This is a genomic window from Pseudomonas sp. MWU16-30317 (assembly GCF_020515695.1).
Lineage (GTDB): Bacteria > Pseudomonadota > Gammaproteobacteria > Pseudomonadales > Pseudomonadaceae > Aquipseudomonas.
Window position 1 is genome coordinate 254,310 of record NZ_JAIWJA010000001.1, and the last position, 16,852, is coordinate 271,161.

At 62.1% G+C, this 16,852-nt stretch carries 15 protein-coding genes and 1 pseudogene; 7 read left to right on the forward strand and 9 right to left on the reverse strand.

Features of this window, described 5'->3' with window-relative positions; all coding sequences use genetic code 11:
- Positions 1-71 precede the first annotated feature (71 nt).
- Positions 72-710 carry a glutathione S-transferase gene (locus LIX93_RS01185; RefSeq protein ID WP_226502188.1) on the reverse strand — a complete coding sequence of 213 codons (639 nt, stop codon included), beginning with the start codon at positions 708-710 and terminating at the stop codon, positions 72-74.
- Between the two features lie 236 nt (positions 711-946).
- Here LIX93_RS01185 and LIX93_RS01190 point away from each other — a divergent pair, with 236 nt between their 5' ends.
- Positions 947-2,263 carry an LLM class flavin-dependent oxidoreductase gene (locus tag LIX93_RS01190; RefSeq protein ID WP_226502189.1) on the forward strand — a complete coding sequence of 439 codons (1,317 nt, stop codon included), beginning with the start codon at positions 947-949 and terminating at the stop codon, positions 2,261-2,263.
- On the opposite strand, the gene LIX93_RS01195 is transcribed toward LIX93_RS01190, so the two are convergent.
- Together LIX93_RS01195 and LIX93_RS01200 are read right to left on the reverse strand one after the other, a co-directional pair.
- Positions 2,264-3,268, reverse strand: coding sequence for a histidine kinase dimerization/phosphoacceptor domain -containing protein (locus tag LIX93_RS01195; RefSeq protein ID WP_226502190.1), 1,005 nt, complete (start codon positions 3,266-3,268; stop codon positions 2,264-2,266).
- Entirely contained in the window at positions 3,246-3,731 is a 486-nt protein-coding gene (locus tag LIX93_RS01200) for a response regulator (RefSeq protein WP_226502191.1), read from the reverse strand. Before LIX93_RS01200 ends, LIX93_RS01195 begins: the two co-directional genes overlap by 23 nt.
- A 266-nt stretch (positions 3,732-3,997) precedes the next feature.
- Between LIX93_RS01200 and LIX93_RS01205 the strand changes: the two genes are divergently transcribed.
- From LIX93_RS01205 to ddlA, 4 genes and pseudogenes are all read left to right on the forward strand, one after another.
- On the forward strand, positions 3,998-6,529 hold the full coding sequence (locus LIX93_RS01205; protein WP_226502192.1) for an ATP-binding protein: 2,532 nt from the start codon (positions 3,998-4,000) through the stop codon (positions 6,527-6,529).
- Positions 6,530-6,549: 20 nt separating this feature from the next.
- Positions 6,550-6,642, forward strand: a pseudogene (locus tag LIX93_RS01210) (LysE family translocator); the annotation flags it as partial.
- Between the two features lie 65 nt (positions 6,643-6,707).
- Complete coding sequence (locus tag LIX93_RS01215; RefSeq protein WP_226502193.1) at positions 6,708-7,133, forward strand: GNAT family N-acetyltransferase; 426 nt, start codon at positions 6,708-6,710, stop codon at positions 7,131-7,133.
- Between the two features lie 62 nt (positions 7,134-7,195).
- Positions 7,196-8,290, forward strand: a complete 1,095-nt coding sequence (ddlA, locus tag LIX93_RS01220) for a D-alanine--D-alanine ligase (RefSeq protein ID WP_226502194.1) — start codon at positions 7,196-7,198, stop codon at positions 8,288-8,290.
- Between the two features lie 11 nt (positions 8,291-8,301).
- Here the strand turns inward: ddlA and LIX93_RS01225 are convergent, their stop codons facing one another.
- The 4 genes from LIX93_RS01225 to LIX93_RS01240 form a co-directional block, all read right to left on the reverse strand.
- On the reverse strand, positions 8,302-8,592 hold the full coding sequence (locus tag LIX93_RS01225; protein WP_226502195.1) for a chorismate mutase: 291 nt from the start codon (positions 8,590-8,592) through the stop codon (positions 8,302-8,304).
- Between the two features lie 86 nt (positions 8,593-8,678).
- Entirely contained in the window at positions 8,679-9,443 is a 765-nt protein-coding gene (locus LIX93_RS01230) for a carbon-nitrogen hydrolase family protein (protein ID WP_226502196.1), read from the reverse strand.
- Positions 9,444-9,636: 193 nt separating this feature from the next.
- Positions 9,637-10,476: a hypothetical protein gene (locus LIX93_RS01235; protein ID WP_226502197.1), complete on the reverse strand. Its 840-nt coding sequence runs from the start codon at positions 10,474-10,476 to the stop codon at positions 9,637-9,639.
- Positions 10,477-10,596: 120 nt separating this feature from the next.
- On the reverse strand, positions 10,597-11,301 hold the full coding sequence (locus LIX93_RS01240; RefSeq protein ID WP_226502198.1) for an SDR family oxidoreductase: 705 nt from the start codon (positions 11,299-11,301) through the stop codon (positions 10,597-10,599).
- Between the two features lie 111 nt (positions 11,302-11,412).
- Between LIX93_RS01240 and LIX93_RS01245 the strand changes: the two genes are divergently transcribed.
- Complete coding sequence (locus LIX93_RS01245) at positions 11,413-12,330, forward strand: LysR substrate-binding domain-containing protein (protein WP_226502199.1); 918 nt, start codon at positions 11,413-11,415, stop codon at positions 12,328-12,330.
- An 84-nt stretch (positions 12,331-12,414) separates the two neighbouring features.
- Positions 12,415-13,569 carry an alpha-hydroxy acid oxidase gene (locus LIX93_RS01250; protein ID WP_226502200.1) on the forward strand — a complete coding sequence of 385 codons (1,155 nt, stop codon included), beginning with the start codon at positions 12,415-12,417 and terminating at the stop codon, positions 13,567-13,569.
- An 82-nt stretch (positions 13,570-13,651) separates the two neighbouring features.
- Here the strand turns inward: LIX93_RS01250 and LIX93_RS01255 are convergent, their stop codons facing one another.
- A complete protein-coding gene (locus LIX93_RS01255) occupies positions 13,652-15,295 on the reverse strand; it encodes an acetolactate synthase large subunit (protein WP_226502201.1) in 1,644 nt (547 codons plus the stop codon).
- Positions 15,296-15,683: 388 nt separating this feature from the next.
- Positions 15,684-16,523, reverse strand: coding sequence for a glutathione-dependent disulfide-bond oxidoreductase (gene yghU / locus LIX93_RS01260; protein WP_226502202.1), 840 nt, complete (start codon positions 16,521-16,523; stop codon positions 15,684-15,686).
- Positions 16,524-16,852 lie beyond the last annotated feature (329 nt).

Below are 16,852 nucleotides of genomic sequence, written 5' to 3' on the forward strand. Positions count from 1 at the left end.
CAAGCTGTGTTCCCACAGTTCACTTTGTGAGAGCAAAGCCCGCTCGCGAAGGGGCCAGAGGGTTCAGCCGACTATTTGGAGTAACTGTACTCGCCGCCTTGTTCGATGGCCTTCTTGTACGCCGGGCGGGCCTGGAAGCGCTCGACCCAGGCGGTGAGGTTGGGGTAGGGCGCGAGCAGGCCTTGGGCTTTGGCGATTTCGCCGATAAAGCTCATCTGAATGTCGGCGCCGCTGAACTCTTCGCCCACCAGATACGGGGTCAGGCCCAAGGCGGTGTCGAGGTAACCAAGGTAGTTGGCCAGCTCCGAGCGGATGCGCGGATGCAGCGGCGCACCTGCCTCACCGAGGCGGCCCACGTACAGGTTGAGCATCAACGGCAGCATGGACGAGCCCTCGGCGAAGTGCAGCCACTGCACGTATTCGTCGTAGGTGGCGGTGGCCGGATCGGGCTGCAAGCGGCCGTCACCGTGGCGGCGGATCAGGTAATCGATGATCGCGGCAGACTCGATCAAGGTGTGCGGCCCATCCTCGATCACCGGCGACTTGCCGAGCGGGTTGATCGCCTTGAGTTCGGGCGGTGCCAGATTGGTTTTCGCATCGCGCTGATAGCGTTTGATCTCGTAAGGCAGGCCGAGCTCTTCGAGCAGCCAGAGGATACGTTGCGAGCGCGAGTTGTTGAGGTGGTGGACGATGATCTTGCCAGTAGTCATGTGAATCTCCAGGGCGGTGTGTATCTACAGACTGCCATGCGGCGTTGAAGTGCTATCCAAACCATGAGCGTCGGCCTCCCGCTACGTCATTACGGTAGACGCGTCGTCGCGCTTTTCCTTATTATTGCCCGCCTGTTTTATGCGGACTCTTAATAACTTTCGCGTCTAAGCTTAGCGCTGTTTTAGCGCGCCCCAGGCCGCGCTCCCCGCGATCACTGTTTTCTGCCGAGACCCCTATGAGCCAAACACTTTCCCAGATGCGCCTGGGCCTGTTCATTCAAGCTGCCGGTCACCATTTCAGCGGCTGGCGCTACCCCGGCGCGCAAAGCGGCAGCGAGAATTTCAAGCTGATCCGGCAACTGACCGAGGCCGCCGAGCGTGCCTGCCTGGACATGGTGTTCTTTGGCGACAAGCTGGTCACGACGGCTCAGGAGCACCCCTCGATGATCGTGCGCTTCGAGCCACTGACCCTGCTCGGCGCACTGGCGTCGGTTACCGAGCGCATCGGGCTGGCAGCGACGGCCTCGACCACCTACGGCGAGCCCTACAGCGTGGCGCGCCAGTTCGGCACCCTTGATCACATCTCCGAGGGGCGTGTGGCCTGGAACGTGGTGACCACCGGCTACGACAGCGCCGAAAACTTCACCCGCGCCACCCATCCGGATCACGCGCAGCGGTATGCCGTGGCCGAGGAGTTCGTCGACGTGGTGCGCGGCCTGTGGGACAGCTTCGAAGACGGCGCCTATGTCCGTGATGCCAAGACTGGCGTGTACCTCGATGCGCAAAAGATGCACCGCCTCGACCACAAGGGCGAATACTTCGATATCGCCGGGCCGCTGAACCTGACGCGCAGCCCGCAAGGCCATCCGGTGTTGATCCAGGCCGGTTCATCGGGGCCGGGCATGGGCCTGGCGGCGCGGGTCGCGGAAGTAGTGTTCACTGCCCAGCAGGATCTGGCAGGGGCGCAGCAATTTTATGCCGATCTCAAGCGCCAGGTGGTCGCCCATGGTCGCGATCCGCAGCACTGCCTGGTAATGCCGGGCATCATGCCGATCATCGGCGCCACCCAGGCCGAGGCGCAGGCGCGCTTTGAGCAGCTGCAGCAATGGACGGATCTGGACGCCGCCCTGCTGCTGGTCAGCGATCGGCTGGGGCAGGATCTCAGCGGTTTCGACCTCGATCAGCCGCTGCCCGACCTGCCTCTGCCCCAGAACATGCGCAGCCGCGCCAAGCTGTTGCTGGACATGAGCCACCGTGATGGCCTTACCCTGCGGCAGATCTGCTATCTGGCTGGCGGCGCCCGTGGCCACAAGATCGTGATCGGCACCCCGGCTCAGGTGGCCGACGAGATGATTGCCTGGTTCGAAGGCGAGGCCGCTGACGGCTTCAACCTGATGCCGTCGCATTTCCCCGAGGGCTTGCAGCTGTTCATTGATGGCGTGTTGCCGATTCTGCGTCAGCGCGGGTTGTTCCGCGAGCGGTACGAGGGCCGGACCTTGCGCGATCACCTGGGGTTGCCGCGCCCGGCGCATCGGTTCGCTGCCGCGCATTGATCACGGCAGGGGCAGGATCACCGTCACCAGTGCGCCCTGATCGTTGGTACGGGTCAGCTCGGCGTTGCAGCGTTTGGCCAGCGCGCCGATCAGGCCCAGGCCGCGCAGCGAGCTGCCGGTCGCGCCGCCGCTGCTCAGTTGATCGGCGCGAAAGCCTTTGCCTGAATCGCCGATCGACACCTGCAACAGGCCGCCGTCCAGGCGCCTGACGGCGAAGCGAATGGCGGGCGCTGCGGTGCCGCCGTGCTTGATGGCGTTGGTGATCAGCTCGTTGGTAATCAGGCCCAGATCGGACGCCAGCTTGAAAGGCACGTTGATCGACTCGGCTTCGACGCGCAGATCGGCATGGTTGCCGCTTTCGGCCTGAATCGAGGCCCGGATAAGATTGGGCAGGTACACCGCCAGGTCGACGAAACCAGTGGCACTGCGATGCAATTCAGCTTGCACCGCGCCGACGCCTTGAATGCGCCCGATGGCCGACTCCAGCAGCTCCTTGGCCTCGTCCCCCGTGGCGCGAATCTTGGACATCTGCAAAAAGGCGATAATCAGCTGCAGATTGTTCTTGACCCGGTGGTCCAGCTCGGCCAACAGGACTTGCTGGTGGGCTTCGAGGTCTTTCTGGTCGGTGATGTCGGTGCAACTGCCGAAGAACCCGGCGAACTCGCCGTGACGGTAGTAGGGTGCGCCCTTGTCCAGGAACCAGCGATACGTGCCGTCCTGGCGACGCAGGCGGTACGGCAGCGTGAAGGCCCGGCGCGCTTCGAACGCTTCCTGGTAGAGCGTCACGCTGGGGTTGAAGTCGTCCGGGTGCAGGTCTTCGGCCCAGCCGTAGCCCAGCAGTTGCTCGTGATTCTTGCCGGCGAAAGCTTGCCAGGGCCGATTGAACCAGTCGCGCAAGGGCGTTTCGCTCGAGCGCCAGATCATCACCGGCGCATTGTCCGCCAGCTCACGGAATTCGGCTTCCCCTAGGGCGGCGTAATGACTAGCGTGCTCGGATTCGGTCATGTTGCGTTCTACCATGAAGAGTACTGCCATCAAGAGGTGCGTATAAGCCGGTGGAATCGGTAAAAAGGGTGAGCGGCGAGGGTATCGACAGTGTCAGCGGCAGTTCACCTTTGACCAATGCATGCACGATGTGCACGCTGCGCGACAGGTCGTGGGGCGTGTACGGCTTGGCCAGCAGGCCGACGGCGTAACGGGTGTTGGCCTTGGCGACGTCCACCTGGCCGCTGACGAACAGCGAGAATACGTCGAAGCGCTCGTGCAACAGTTGCGCGAGGTCGACCCCCTCGTCATGGCCACTGAGGTTGATGTCCACCAGCGCCAGGTCGATCGCGTTGGTTTCAGTCAGCCGCAATGCCTCTTCGGCGTCGTAGGCAGGGCCGACGATCTGATGCCCATCTTCTTCCAGGGCGATTTCGGCCAGCAAGGCCAGGATGGGGTCGTCGTCTACAAGCAGGATGCGCATTCGGCAAAATCTCGGCGTTAGCTCCGGTCGAAGCGGTGATGTGCAGTGGGCGCATCAGTTCAGAACAGCCAGACGTTGATCCGTTCAATCAGAAGTTGACCCTATCCTGTGGCCAGCTGACGCACGGTACGGTAGCGTGTTGCATTGCAAGGTTATTGGCAGTCGGCAGGGAGCTGCGCCTGTTCGAACTACCGCCACCCACCGTGATCACATCTGCAGGTGCTTATGCCTCAATGTCACGCCCACAGGGACATCCGGGACGCTCCATGAGTCAAATTCCAACAGAGATTCTTCAGGCAGAGATCGATCGCCTCCGCGCGCAATTGCGCCGCATGCAGCCCGAGGTCGTGGCTCCCGGCCCCATGGACCTGACGCAAAGTCAGCAACAGTACCAACAGCTGCTGGATGTGATCGACGAAGGTTTCTGCATTATCCAGATGAAATTCGATGAGCAAGGGCGCCCCTGCGATTACCTGTTTATCGAGACCAACCGTGCATTCGAGGGCCAGACCGGGCTGGTAGGGGCTCAAGGGCGGTGGATGCGCGATCTGGTCCCGGAGCACGACCAGCACTGGTTCGATATCTACGGCCAGGTGGCCAGGAGCGGCGAGTCGATCCGCTTTGAAAACCGCGCCGATGCTCTGGATCGCTGGTTTGCCGTACACGCAATTGCCTTGAACGACGGTACCGACCGGGTCGCGGTGCTGTTCAACGACAAGAGCGCGCAGTATCTGGCCGAGCAGGCGCTGCGCGAGAGCGAGGCCTGGTGGCGGGGGATTTTCGAGAAGCTCAACGACGGCTTCATCCTCGCCGAGTTGGTGCGCGATGCCGCCGGTACTGCCACCGACTGGCGGTTCCTCGATGTAAACCCGGCCTGGGGTCGCAACGTAGGCATCGACCATCAAGTCGCCAGGGGCAAAACGCTGCGTGAGGTATTCCCTGACATCGAAGGCTTCTGGATCAGGGCCGCAGCCGAGGCCGTGGCCAGCCAGCGATCGGCGGCGTTCAATCACCAGGTTGGCGAATTGCGGCGCTGGTTCGAGGGTCGGGTTCACCCCTTGGGTGGCGACCGCTTCACGATTATCTTCCAGGACGTGACCGAGGCCCATGCTGCGGCGGGCAGGCGTCAGGTGTTGCTGGAGTTTACCGACCAGCTGCGCGACATGCAGGACCCGGCCGAGATGGCCAAGACGGCCACCGCCGCCGTGGTCGAGGCCTTGAAGGCCGACGCCGCCTGTTACGTTTCGATCGCCGCGGGCGAGCGGCCGGTGGTGATCGGCGATTATCATGCGGCCGATCGCGCCAGGCCAGATTATGAAGAATTGCTCGGCACGTTTTTACCGTCGCGGGTATTACTCAACGCCGACACCCGTGGCGATTCGCGCACGGCATTGCGCTCGGGCAGCCGCACGCTATCGATGATCAACATCCCGCTGATGGAGGCGGGTGTGCCTATCGCCGCCCTCTGCGTGCTGCACAACGAAGCCCATCCCTGGGAAGAAGCCGAGTCGCGGCTGGTGCGCGATATCGCCGAGCGCACCAACAGCGCCATCGCCCGACGCAAGGCCGAGAACGATCTGCGCCAGCTCAACGCGTCACTGGAGCAGGCCGTCGTCGCGCGCACCGAAGACCTCCTGCGCTCCGAAGAACAACTGCGCCAGTCGCAGAAAATGGAAGCGGTGGGGCAGCTCACCGGCGGCATCGCCCACGACTTCAACAACCTCTTGACCGGCATTTCCGGCAGCCTGGAAATGATGCAGAACCGCATTGTTCAAGGCCGCGTCAATGAGCTTGATAAATACCTCGGCGCGGCCCACGGTGCGGCCCGCCGAGCGGCTTCGCTGACCCACCGCCTGCTGGCTTTCTCACGGCGCCAGACTCTCGACCCCAGGGCCACCGACATCAACCGTCTGGTGGCCGAGATGGCCGATCTGATTGCGCGGACCATGGGCCCGGCGGTCGAAACGCGGATGCTTACCGGCAACGCGATCTGGACCACCCACGTCGACCCCAACCAGCTGGAAAACGCCTTGCTCAACCTGTGCATCAACGCCCGTGACGCGATGCCGGACGGTGGCCGCTTGACGGTCGAAACCAGCAACCACACCCTGGATGCCAGGGCGGCCGCGGCTTTCGATCTGGCCCCTGGCAAATACGTGTCGCTGTGTGTATCGGACAATGGCAGCGGCATGAGCGCCGATGTCGCCGCAAGGGCGTTCGAGCCGTTCTTCACGACCAAGCCCATTGGCATGGGCACTGGCCTGGGCCTGTCGATGATCTACGGCTTCATTCGCCAGTCAGGTGGGCAGGCGAAGATCTATTCCGAACCAGGCAAGGGCTCGACCCTGTGCCTGTATCTTCCGCGCCATCTGGGCGAAGAACAGCTCGACGAGCCTTTGCAACTGACGCAAATGCCCCGCGCGGTCGACGGTGAGACCGTGCTGGTCGTCGATGACGAGCCGACGGTGCGGCTGTTGGTCACCGAGATTCTCGAAGAGTTGGGCTACCATGCCATCGAAGCGTCGGATGGCGTGTCCGGGCTGCGGATTCTCGAGTCCGATGTGCGCATCGATCTGTTGGTGTCCGACGTCGGGCTGCCTGGCAACATGAACGGTCGGCAGATGGTCGACCTGGCGCGGCATGCGCGGCCTAGGCTCAAGGTGCTGTTCATTACCGGGTATGCGGAGCAGGCGGTGATCGGCGATGGCAGCCTGGATGCCGACATGCATATCATGACCAAGCCATTTTCGGTGGAAGGGCTGGCGGTACGGATCAAAGGGCTCATCGAACAAAACTGATGTTTCATAGGGAATTGGATATGCCGCACGTTTCGAGGCTGCTGATGTTCGCGCTGGGTGCCTTGGGGATGGTGCTGACACCGGGGCCGAACATGATCTGGATCGGGTCTCGCCTTATGGACCTGAAGGATGTTTTGATGCGCCGACAAACAGTCACTTCTACCTAAAGGATTAGCCAATGAATACGCGTATCGAAATGGCGGTCAACCCTGGGGAAGTGGAGCGTTCGGCGATCCTCAAGCCGCTGCGGGCGTTCAATCATTCCCACTTGGGTGATCCCAACGCGCAGACTATCGCCTTGCTGGTGCGAGACGAACTCTCCGACGAAATCATTGGCGGGCTGTATGGCGACATCTTTCATGGCTGGTTGTTTATCGAGTTGCTCGCCATACCGGAGCAAGCGCGAGGGCAGGGTACGGGCTCACGCTTGATGAACATGGCCGAGGAGGTTGCGCGCGACCGGGGCTGCGTCGGCATTTGGCTCGATACCTTCGATTTCCAGGCGCCGGCTTTTTATGAGAAGCATGGGTTTACTCAGTTCGGGCATCTCGACAGTTTCCCGGCGGAGCACAAGCGCTTCTTTTATCAGAAGCGATTAAGCTGATCCAATCGTCACGTCGGCCAGGTCCGTCGAGGTCCTTGACCGATCCAAAACAGAGGCCGGTCATGAGCAAGCTGCGGGTAGGTATTATTTTTGGTGGCCGTTCGGCCGAGCACGAAGTTTCGTTGCAGTCCGCCCGCAACATCGTCGATGCCCTCGACCGGTCACGTTTCGAGCCAGTGCTGATCGGCATCGACAAGACCGGCCAGTGGCATCTCAACGACAGTTCGGACTTCCTCATCAACCAGGAAAACCCGGCGCTGATTGCGCTCAACCAATCCAATCGCGAGTTGGCGATCGTGCCCGGCAAAGCCAGCCAGCAATTGCTGGAGACCGGCAGCGAAGCCTTGCTCGGCCACGTCGATGTGATCTTCCCCATCGTCCATGGGAGCCTGGGCGAGGACGGTTGCCTGCAGGGTTTGTTGCGCATGGCGGATTTGCCGTTCGTGGGATCCGACGTGCTGGGTTCGGCAGTGTGCATGGACAAGGACATCAGCAAGCGCTTGCTGCGCGACGCCGGGATTGCCGTGGTGCCGTTCATTACCTTGAGCCGCGCCAATGCCGCGCGCATGCCCTTCGAGCTGGCGCAACAGAAGCTCGGGCTGCCGTTGTTCGTGAAGCCTGCGAATCAGGGTTCTTCCGTCGGTGTGAGCAAGGTCGGCAATGCAGCGCAATATGATGCGGCGATTGAACTGGCCTTGAGCTTTGATGAGAAAGTACTGGTGGAGTCCGCCATAACCGGCCGGGAAATCGAATGCGCCGTACTTGGCAACGATCAGCCGATCGCCAGCGGTTGCGGTGAAATAGTGGTGCGCGACGGATTCTATTCCTACGACAGCAAATACATCGACGACCAGGCGGCCCAGGTCGTGGTGCCGGCGGATATCAGCGCCGACGTCAGCGAGCGTATTCGCGCCTTGGCGGTAGAGGCGTTTGAAACGCTGGGATGCGCCGGGCTGGCGCGGGTCGATGTGTTTCTCACCGAGGACGGCCAGGTGTTGATCAATGAGGTCAATTCGTTGCCCGGGTTTACCCGCATCAGCATGTATCCAAAGCTGTGGCAGGCGGCGGGGATGAGTTACAGCGAGTTGGTCAGCCGCTTGATCGAGTTGGCGCTGGAGCAGCACGCGCGGCGCAAGGCGTTGAAGATCAGTCGGTAGCAGCCTGCGACCTATTTCAACGCACGGTCGCGGATGGCTTGATGATTGATCACCACTTCATCGATCACTGCCCTGAACACCCTTTGCACCAGTTGCTCGCTCAATCCACAGTGTGCTGCTAATTCGCAATACCGTTGTGCCTGCGCGGCTTCGCGAGCAGGATCTACCGCAGCCAGGCTCTGCGCGGCCTTGATATGGCCGACTTTTTCAGTCGCGATGAACCTCAGCCCAAGAATCCTGATGAGCTCTTCATCCAGGTTGTCGATTTCGGCGCGCAGATGCTGTAAGTCGTGGTCGCTCATGCAGGTTGCCTCAAGTATTTTTTAGCTCGTCGTCGGTATCGGTTAGCAAGATTCATGCGCAGTGCAGAATCGCTGCCACGCGACGTTCACGCGTCGGGATCACTCAACGGCGCGTCAAGCCCCGCCCATCCTTCGGATTGCCTGGAAACCACCAGCAAACGATTGCCCGTGCCAGGGGTAGACGCAACGCACCGACCGCGCTCATCCCAGAACGTACTGCGCCCAGCCGCGGCCCAGCCACCGGTCGGGCCGCCGTGATTGGCCATGAGCACCGCCATGGCGTGGCGTTCAGCGTAGGACTGCAACAGCGCGCTGTCGTGTGGGTAGCCGGTTTCGCCGATCAGCACGCTCGCGGCATACAGCTGTGCTCCCCGTGCTGCGGCATGCTGTGCATGTTGCGGTTGACTGAAGTCGGCACACACCGACAGGGCGATGGGCACCTCGTACAGCTGCAGCAAGTCGCCGCCGTTGCCAGCACTGAAGTATTGATCCTCGCCCGGATGCAGGTGCTGCTTGGTGTAGATCCCCAGCGAACCATCCGCATGCAGCATGAACGCTGCAATCAGCGGTTTCTCGTGATCGGGCGAGCGCAACGGCAAGCCCACCACGGTGGTCATCGAAGCCTGCCTGGCCAGTGCTCGCAAGGGTGCCAACAGCGCGCAGTGCGCGTCCTGGGCCAAGGCGTCAGCCAGGGTCGGCTCATAGCCAGTGAGGGACAACTCGGGAAATACCAGCAACCCGACGCCGAGTCCTTGTGCGCGGCGCATGAATTTCTGGTGCAGCGCCAGGTTGGCCTCGATATCGCCGGCCCGAACGGCGCATTGGGCGGCGGCAAGAATGGGTACCGACATCGACATCTCCATGAGTGATCAGCATCCCGATCGATGCGTGCCCGGATATCAGCCTGCGACAACGCGGCGAAGGCTGAATGATACCGGGCTGTTCACTGCTACGACAATGCGCACGGCACCCTGTATTGTCTACCGTCATGGTCGACGTCGTACTGGGCAATCGCTCACGGGATGACCCCGCCCTGAGTGGCGCCTATCGGGGTTTCGACGCTGCAGGGGTGAAGGTCAGCATCATAGGCTCGGCGCGCACTAGCACGGGAAACCCAGGCCCAGGCCCGAACGTGTCGCTGCTGCCGGCCACGTACCAGACATGTTCGATCTCGGTGAGCAATGCCTGGTGGTCGACCTTGGGTTGAAGAGTATCCAGCACGATGCGCGCAGCGCAACTGAGCAGCATTGCGTTGGGTGCTTTCTGATTGAACAAGGGCCGCCCTTTCAGTTGCACACTTGTCACATCGCCCGCGAAACCAACCTTGTAGTGCAAATCCACGCTGCCATCCGTGCCAAAGAGCGTTTGCACCGATTCAGAGTTGCCCGGTTGCAAGCTGCCGATATTGGCGCCGCCGCAGGGCGATTGCGGTTTTACCTGTTGCGCGATGCCTTGCGCCAAGGCGGTGACGCTGATTCCCAAAGAGGCGGGCGCATCGAAACGGCAGGCGTAGTTGTATTCCACTTTGTCGGGCCAGCGCATGCCTTCTTCGTGGGTGTAACGCAGCGCATCGCGCAACAGCTGCTCGTTATCCATAGCGCCACAGCTGCGGGTAAGGATGAGGGTACGGGTGACCTTGATGTCCTCGTCCTGATGCCAACCTACTTGTACGGTCCAGGTCATGTCAGCGCTGTCTCCGTAAGTCTTGCGCAACGTGGCGAGCGCGCGCTTCGAACATTCGGTACAGAGCGTGTGCCACTCGTTGCGCGTCTGCGTATAGACCTCGTAACTCTTGAACGGCACTTTCCAGTCACCGCTGGCGACCAGATAGAGGCCGATCGAGAGTAGCAGCGTTATCAGCAGGGCACGGGTTCTACGGGGCATAGGTGCGGGCTCGGACGAGGATGTTTTGCTATCGGCCCGATCCTGCAAGGCTTTAGTTTCGACACCCCGGCACGCTTGAATTCAGGTCCGGCGCAATTGCTGCGCCCCAGGCCTCGATCGTCAAACCGAACTCGTCACCCCTCCATCGACCCGCAAGTTCTGCCCGGTGATATAACCCGCGCCTGCGCCCGCCAGAAACGCAATCACGCTGGCAACTTCTTCAGCGGTGCCATAGCGTTCCATCGGCACGCTTTTGCGGCGTTCATCCGTGCCCGGCAAGCTGTCGATCCAGCCCGGCAGAACGTTGTTCATGCGCACGTTATGCTTGGCGTAGCTGTCGGCAAAAATCTTGGTGTAGGAGGCCAGGCCAGCGCGGAACACTGCCGAAGTGGGGAACAGGTCGCTGGGCTCGAATGCCCAGGCCGTGGAGATGTTGACGATCGATCCGCCCCCCTGTTGCTGCATGACGGGTGCGACCAGTCGGGTAGCCCGCACCACTGGCAGAAAATACACGTCCAGGCCGGTGTGCCAGTCCTCGTCAGGGATCTCCAGGATCGGTGCGCGCGGGCCGTGGCCGGCGCTGTTGACCAGTACGTCGATCCGGCCCCATTGCGCCGTGACCTTGTCGACCAACGCCTGGAGATCATCGACGCACTGGTTCGAGCCGGTCATGCCGATGCCGCCCAGTGCCTTGCCGAGCGCTTCGCCCTTGCCTGAAGACGACAGAATAGCTACACGGTAGCCGTCGGCGGCCAGCTGACGGGCGGCGGCAGCGCCCATGCCACTGCCACCGGCTGTGATAATCGCTACTTTGTGGTCTGTCATGAGGGTTGCCTCTGGAGTGGGAGTTGCGTCTATTAGGCCCGAATTACTGTAAATTCACTCACCATGATTAATCAGGTATTGCAGTAGAAAAACTACAGGGTAGGGTCCTCAATGAGCCATCCGGAAGGGCGCCGCGCCGCCTTCGCGGTCCACAATCACCTGCTGGCGCTGGAGGCGACCGCGAGGCTGGGCAGCTTCCGTGCCGCGGCAGAGGAGCTCTATGTGAGCCAAGGCGCAGTCGCGCAGCAGGTGCGCGCCATGGAGAGCAAGCTGGGCGTGCAACTCTTCACGCGTTTGCCTCGTGGTCTGTCGCCCACCCCGGCGGCTGAGCAATACATCAGCCGCGTGCGCCTGGCGTTGAGTATGGTCGAGGACGCCACCCGTGAACTGCTGGCAGCGCACGACGGCAGCGATGCCCATCAGTTGACGCTCAGCACCACCGGCACCTTTGCCAGCCGCTGGTTGATCCCGCGCTTGCCCGGTCTGGGCCTCAAGCACCCGCATATTGCCTTACGGATCGACGCGTCCGAGGTCATCCGCCCGTTCGCCGGCCGCGGCGGGGTCGATATGGCGATCCGCTGGGGCACGCCGCCTTTTGCCCAAGGCGAAGCGCGCTTTCTCCTGCCGGGGCGCGCCATCGCCGTCTGCTCCCCTGGCCTGAAAGGGCTGGAGACCTGGCACACACCGCAGGACCTGGCGCGCGCTCCCCTGATCACCGACAGCCACGACAACTGGAAGCGCTGGTTCGAGACCTATGGCCACCCCGGTATGCCGTTCGCCGGGCCGTCGTTTTCCCAGACCAGCCTGGCGCTGGACGCCGCCGAACAGGGGATGGGGATCGCCTTGGTGCCCGAGCTGTTTGTCGAGTCGGCCCTGAGCAGTGGCCGACTGGTGCGCGTGCTGGACGACCACTATCCGCTGGATACGCGCCACGGTTTCTACATGGTCACCGCCGAGCCCGTCGCCGCGGATACCGCGCTGGGCACGGTGGTGGAATGGCTGATGGCGGAGGCGGCTGCCCATCGCTGAATATATCCATATGCCATCTCGCTATTTAGCGCCGCCGCCCACGCCCTTTATAGTCGCCGCTCGTTTGACTCGGCAGCCGCGACCATGACCACACGCCTTTCCCGCTACCTTTCGCTGGACGATTTCGAACCCGCTGCGCGCAAACACTTGCCCAAGCCGCTGTTCGCCTATGTGCAGGGCGGCGTTGAGGATAATCAGACGCTGCTGGCCAACCGCGCGGTGTTCAACGATTACTTCCTCAAGCCCAACGTGCTGGTCGACGTGTCCCAGCGGGACCTGACGACCGAGTTGTTTGGCCATCGCTACGCTGCTCCTGTCGGCATCGCGCCCATGGGCATCGCCGCGCTCACAGGCTATCGCGGCGACTTGTCGCTGGCGCAGGCGGCGGCCGAGGCCAATGTGCCTTTCATCATGAGCGGCTCCTCGCTGATTCGTCTGGAAGAGGTGCTCGAGGCGGCCCCTAACACCTGGTTCCAGGCCTATCTGCCGGGCGACGCTACGCAGATTGCGCCGCTGATCGAGCGTGTGCGGCAGGCCCGGGTGCAGACGCTGGTGATCACCGTCGACACCCCGGTCAAGGCCAACCGCGAAAACAACGTGCGCGCTGGCTTCTCCACGCCGCTGCGACCCAGCCTGGCGCTGGCCTGCCAAGGCGTGACCCACCCGCGCTGGTTGCTGGGAACCTTCTTGCGCACCCTGATCCACCATGGCATGCCGTATTTCGAAAACAACTACGCCACCCGTGGCGCGCCGGTAATGTCGTCGAGCGTGATGCGCGACTTCACCGATCGCGGCCATCTGCACTGGGGCCATGTGCGTGACATCCGCCAGCAGTGGCCAGGCGCGATGATCATCAAGGGCGTGCTGACGGCAGCTGACGCGGCGCGTTGCAAAGAGATCGGCATCGACGGCGTGATCGTCTCCAACCACGGTGGTCGGCAGCTCGACGGTACGGTACCGCCGCTGTATGTGCTGCCCGAGATCATCGCCGCCAGCGACGGCATGACGGTGATGCTCGACAGCGGCATCCGGCGCGGCACCGACGTGCTCAAGTCCCTCGCCCTGGGCGCCAAGGCCGCGTTTATCGGGCGGCCGTTCAACTACGCCAGCGCCGTGGGTGGGCAGGCCGGGGTGGCCCATGCCATCCGCTTGATCGTCGATGAAGTAAGCCGTGATCTGGGTTTGCTGGGCATCACCGAGCTGGCCGCGCTGGGGCCGCAGATGCTGGTGCGGCGCTAGGGCGCGGAGCATAGATACGGCAGGTTGCTTTCAGCGGATTCGATCAGACACCCGCCGTTGCGGCGGGTGTTGTACAGGAAGCTTAAACAGCTGCGCTCAGCGCCTGAATATCCCGATGCAGAATCTGATCGTTTTCCGAGTAATCCACCGGGCAATCGATCACATGCACCCCTGGCGTCTGCAGGCACTGCGTCACCAACGGCGCGAACGCCTCGGCGCTTTCAACCCGATGCCCGAACGCACCATAGCTCTGCGCATACTTGACGAAATCCGGGTTGCCATAGTCCAGGCCGAAGTCCTGGAAGCCCATCTGCTGCTGCTTCCAGCGGATCATGCCGTAACCGTCGTCGCGCAAGATGATCACCACCAGATTCATCTTCAGGCGCACGGCGGTTTCGATTTCCTGGCTGTTCATCATGAAGCCGCCATCGCCACACACCGCCACGATTGGGGTGTCCGGGTGCACCAGGCGCGCCGCCATAGCCGACGGCAAGCCGGCACCCATGGTCGCCAGGGCGTTGTCGAGCAGCACGGTGTTAGGCATGTAGGCTTTGTAGTTGCGCGCGAACCACAGTTTGTAGACGCCGTTGTCCAGCGCGACGATGCCATCGGACGGCAGCACCGAGCGCAGGTCCGCCACCAGCCGCTGCGGGTACACCGGGAAACGCCCGTCGTCGGCGCCCAGCGCGACATGGGCCTCGTTGGCTTCGCGGATGGTCAGCATGCGCTCGAAGTCCCAGCTGTCCTGCACTTCGATCTTTTCCTTGATCTCCCAGATCGCGTTGGCGATGTCGCCAACCACTTCGATCTGCGGGAAGTACACCGGGTCGACTTCAGCGGAGCGAAAGCTCACATGAACCACCTCAGTGCCGCCACGGACCATGAAGAACGGCGGCTTCTCGATCACGTCATGGCCGATGTTGACGATCAGGTCAGCGGACTCCAACGCACGGTGGACAAAGTCGCCGGCCGACAGCGCGGCGTTACCGAGGAAGCGTGGATGACGCTCGTCGACCACGCCCTTGCCCATTTGCGTGGTGACGAAGGGGATACCGGTCTTCTCGATCAGCTGGCGCAGCACCCGCGCGGTCATCTTGCGGTTGGCGCCGGCACCGATCACCAGCACCGGGCTGCGTGCGGCTTGGAGCTTGGCCACGGCGGCCTCGATGGCCTTCTGTTCGGCCACCGGGCGACGGCTCAGGCTCGGGGCGATGGGCGTGCTGTCGGTGAATTCGGCGGCGATGTCTTCCGGCAACTCCAGGTGCACGGAGCCTGGCTTCTCTTCTTCAGCCAGGCGAATCGCTTCACGGATACGTGAAGGGATGTTGTCCGCCGAGGCCAACTGGTGGGTGTACTTGGTCAGCGGCGCCATCATCCCGCACACGTCGAGAATCTGGAAACGCCCCTGCTTGGACTTCTTGATCGGCTTCTGCCCGGTGATCATCATCATCGGCATGCCGCCGAGATACGCGTAAGCACCGGCGGTCACCAGGTTGGTCGCGCCAGGGCCGAGGGTCGACAGGCACACGCCGGTCTTGCCGGTCAGGCGCCCGTAAGTGGCGGCCATGAAGCCCGCGGGCTGTTCGTGGCGGGTGAGGATCAACTTGATGGACGAGCGCGAGAGCGAGTCCAGCAGGTCGAGGTTTTCTTCACCTGGGATACCGAAAACGTATTCAACGCCTTCGTTTTCCAGACACTTGACGACTAACTCGGCAGCTTTGAGCATGGTGGGGCGAGCCTCTTGAGGAGGGAGCAGGGGGAAGGTCGCGGTAGGGTGGCGGCCTTGGGGTGTTGATTGTGGTGGTTGGACATCATATGACATTAAGGTTTCACGAGGGGGCGCCGGGCAGGGAATTTTTTGCCGTACTGTTCTGACTTTTACGTCAGGCGGCGTTTGACCGCTGATTTGGACGCAAGGAACACGACGAGTTTTACCGGCCGCCGCCTGGGTGAGCCCTCTTTCGAGGGCAATTCGACGCGGTGGAGGCCTTCCATGGCTGTGCCATTCGCTGGACGATCATCGCAAAACGGCGTGTTAATGCGCTTGAGAACAGCGCGCTGATTTCGTAGTCATGGGCCGCTACGATGTGATGCCAGGCCTCGATTGCCCGATATCAATCCAGATCCGCCGCATCATGCCGTTCCGGCACCTGAGTCGCCTCATCCCCCCATGTCCGGTTCACGCGCGTACCGCGAATCACCGCCGGGCGCTGGGCAATGGCTTCTGCCCAGCGCTGCACATGGGTATAACTCTTGGCATCCAGAAATTCCGCAGCCGAATACAGATCGCCGCGCACCAGCTTGCCGTACCACGACCACACGGCGATGTCGGCGATGGAATAGCTGTCACCCGCCAGGTACTCGCTCTCGGCCAGACGGCGGTCGAGCACATCGAGTTGGCGTTTGGTTTCCATGGTGAAGCGGTTGATCGGGTACTCGAACTTCTCCGGTGCATAGGCATAGAAGTGTCCGAAACCGCCGCCGACGTAGGGTGCAGCGCCCATCTGCCAGAACAGCCAGTTCAGCGCTTCGGTACGCCCAGCCGCATCGGTAGGCAGGAAGCGGCCGAATTTCTCCGCGAGATACAGCAGAATCGAACCGGATTCGAACACGCGAATCGGCGGTTCGACGCTGCGGTCGAGCAGGGCGGGGATCTTGGAGTTCGGGTTGATATCAACGAAGCCGCTGGAGAACTGATCGCCTTCATTGATGCGGATCAGCCAGGCATCGTACTCGGCCTCGGAGAGCCCGAGTGCCAGCAGCTCTTCGAGGAGGATGGTGACCTTGATGCCATTGGGCGTGGCCAGCGAGTACAACTGCAGCGGGTGCTTGCCGACCGGCAGGACTTTCTCGTGGGTCGGCCCGGCGATCGGGCGGTTGATGCTGGCAAAATTACCGCCGACCGAGGTGTCGTTGCTCCAGACCTTGGGCGGGACGTAGGGGGCGTTGCTCATGTGACAGAAACTCCTGGTTCGCGGTATGCGGCCGGGCAGGCCGCAGGAAGTCGATGCCAAGCATACCGCCACACCTTGCGCTGGCGTCAACCTGCGAAAAAGTCGCGTGTGTGGATATTTGGTTATAAGAATTTATGAAGCGCTAGCGGCCTGAGCGACAGAGCCATCGTTTAAGAGGACTAATGGTCCGTTCGCACGCATATTCCAAGTCAGTGCGTCCCCGAGGTATTCGAGTGCCGCCCCTAAGGTTTTGGATCTACTGCGCGACCTCCTATGGTGTGTAGTTCGCCGCTGCTAAGCATCGCTTCCGTCCGACATCTGCTTACTCA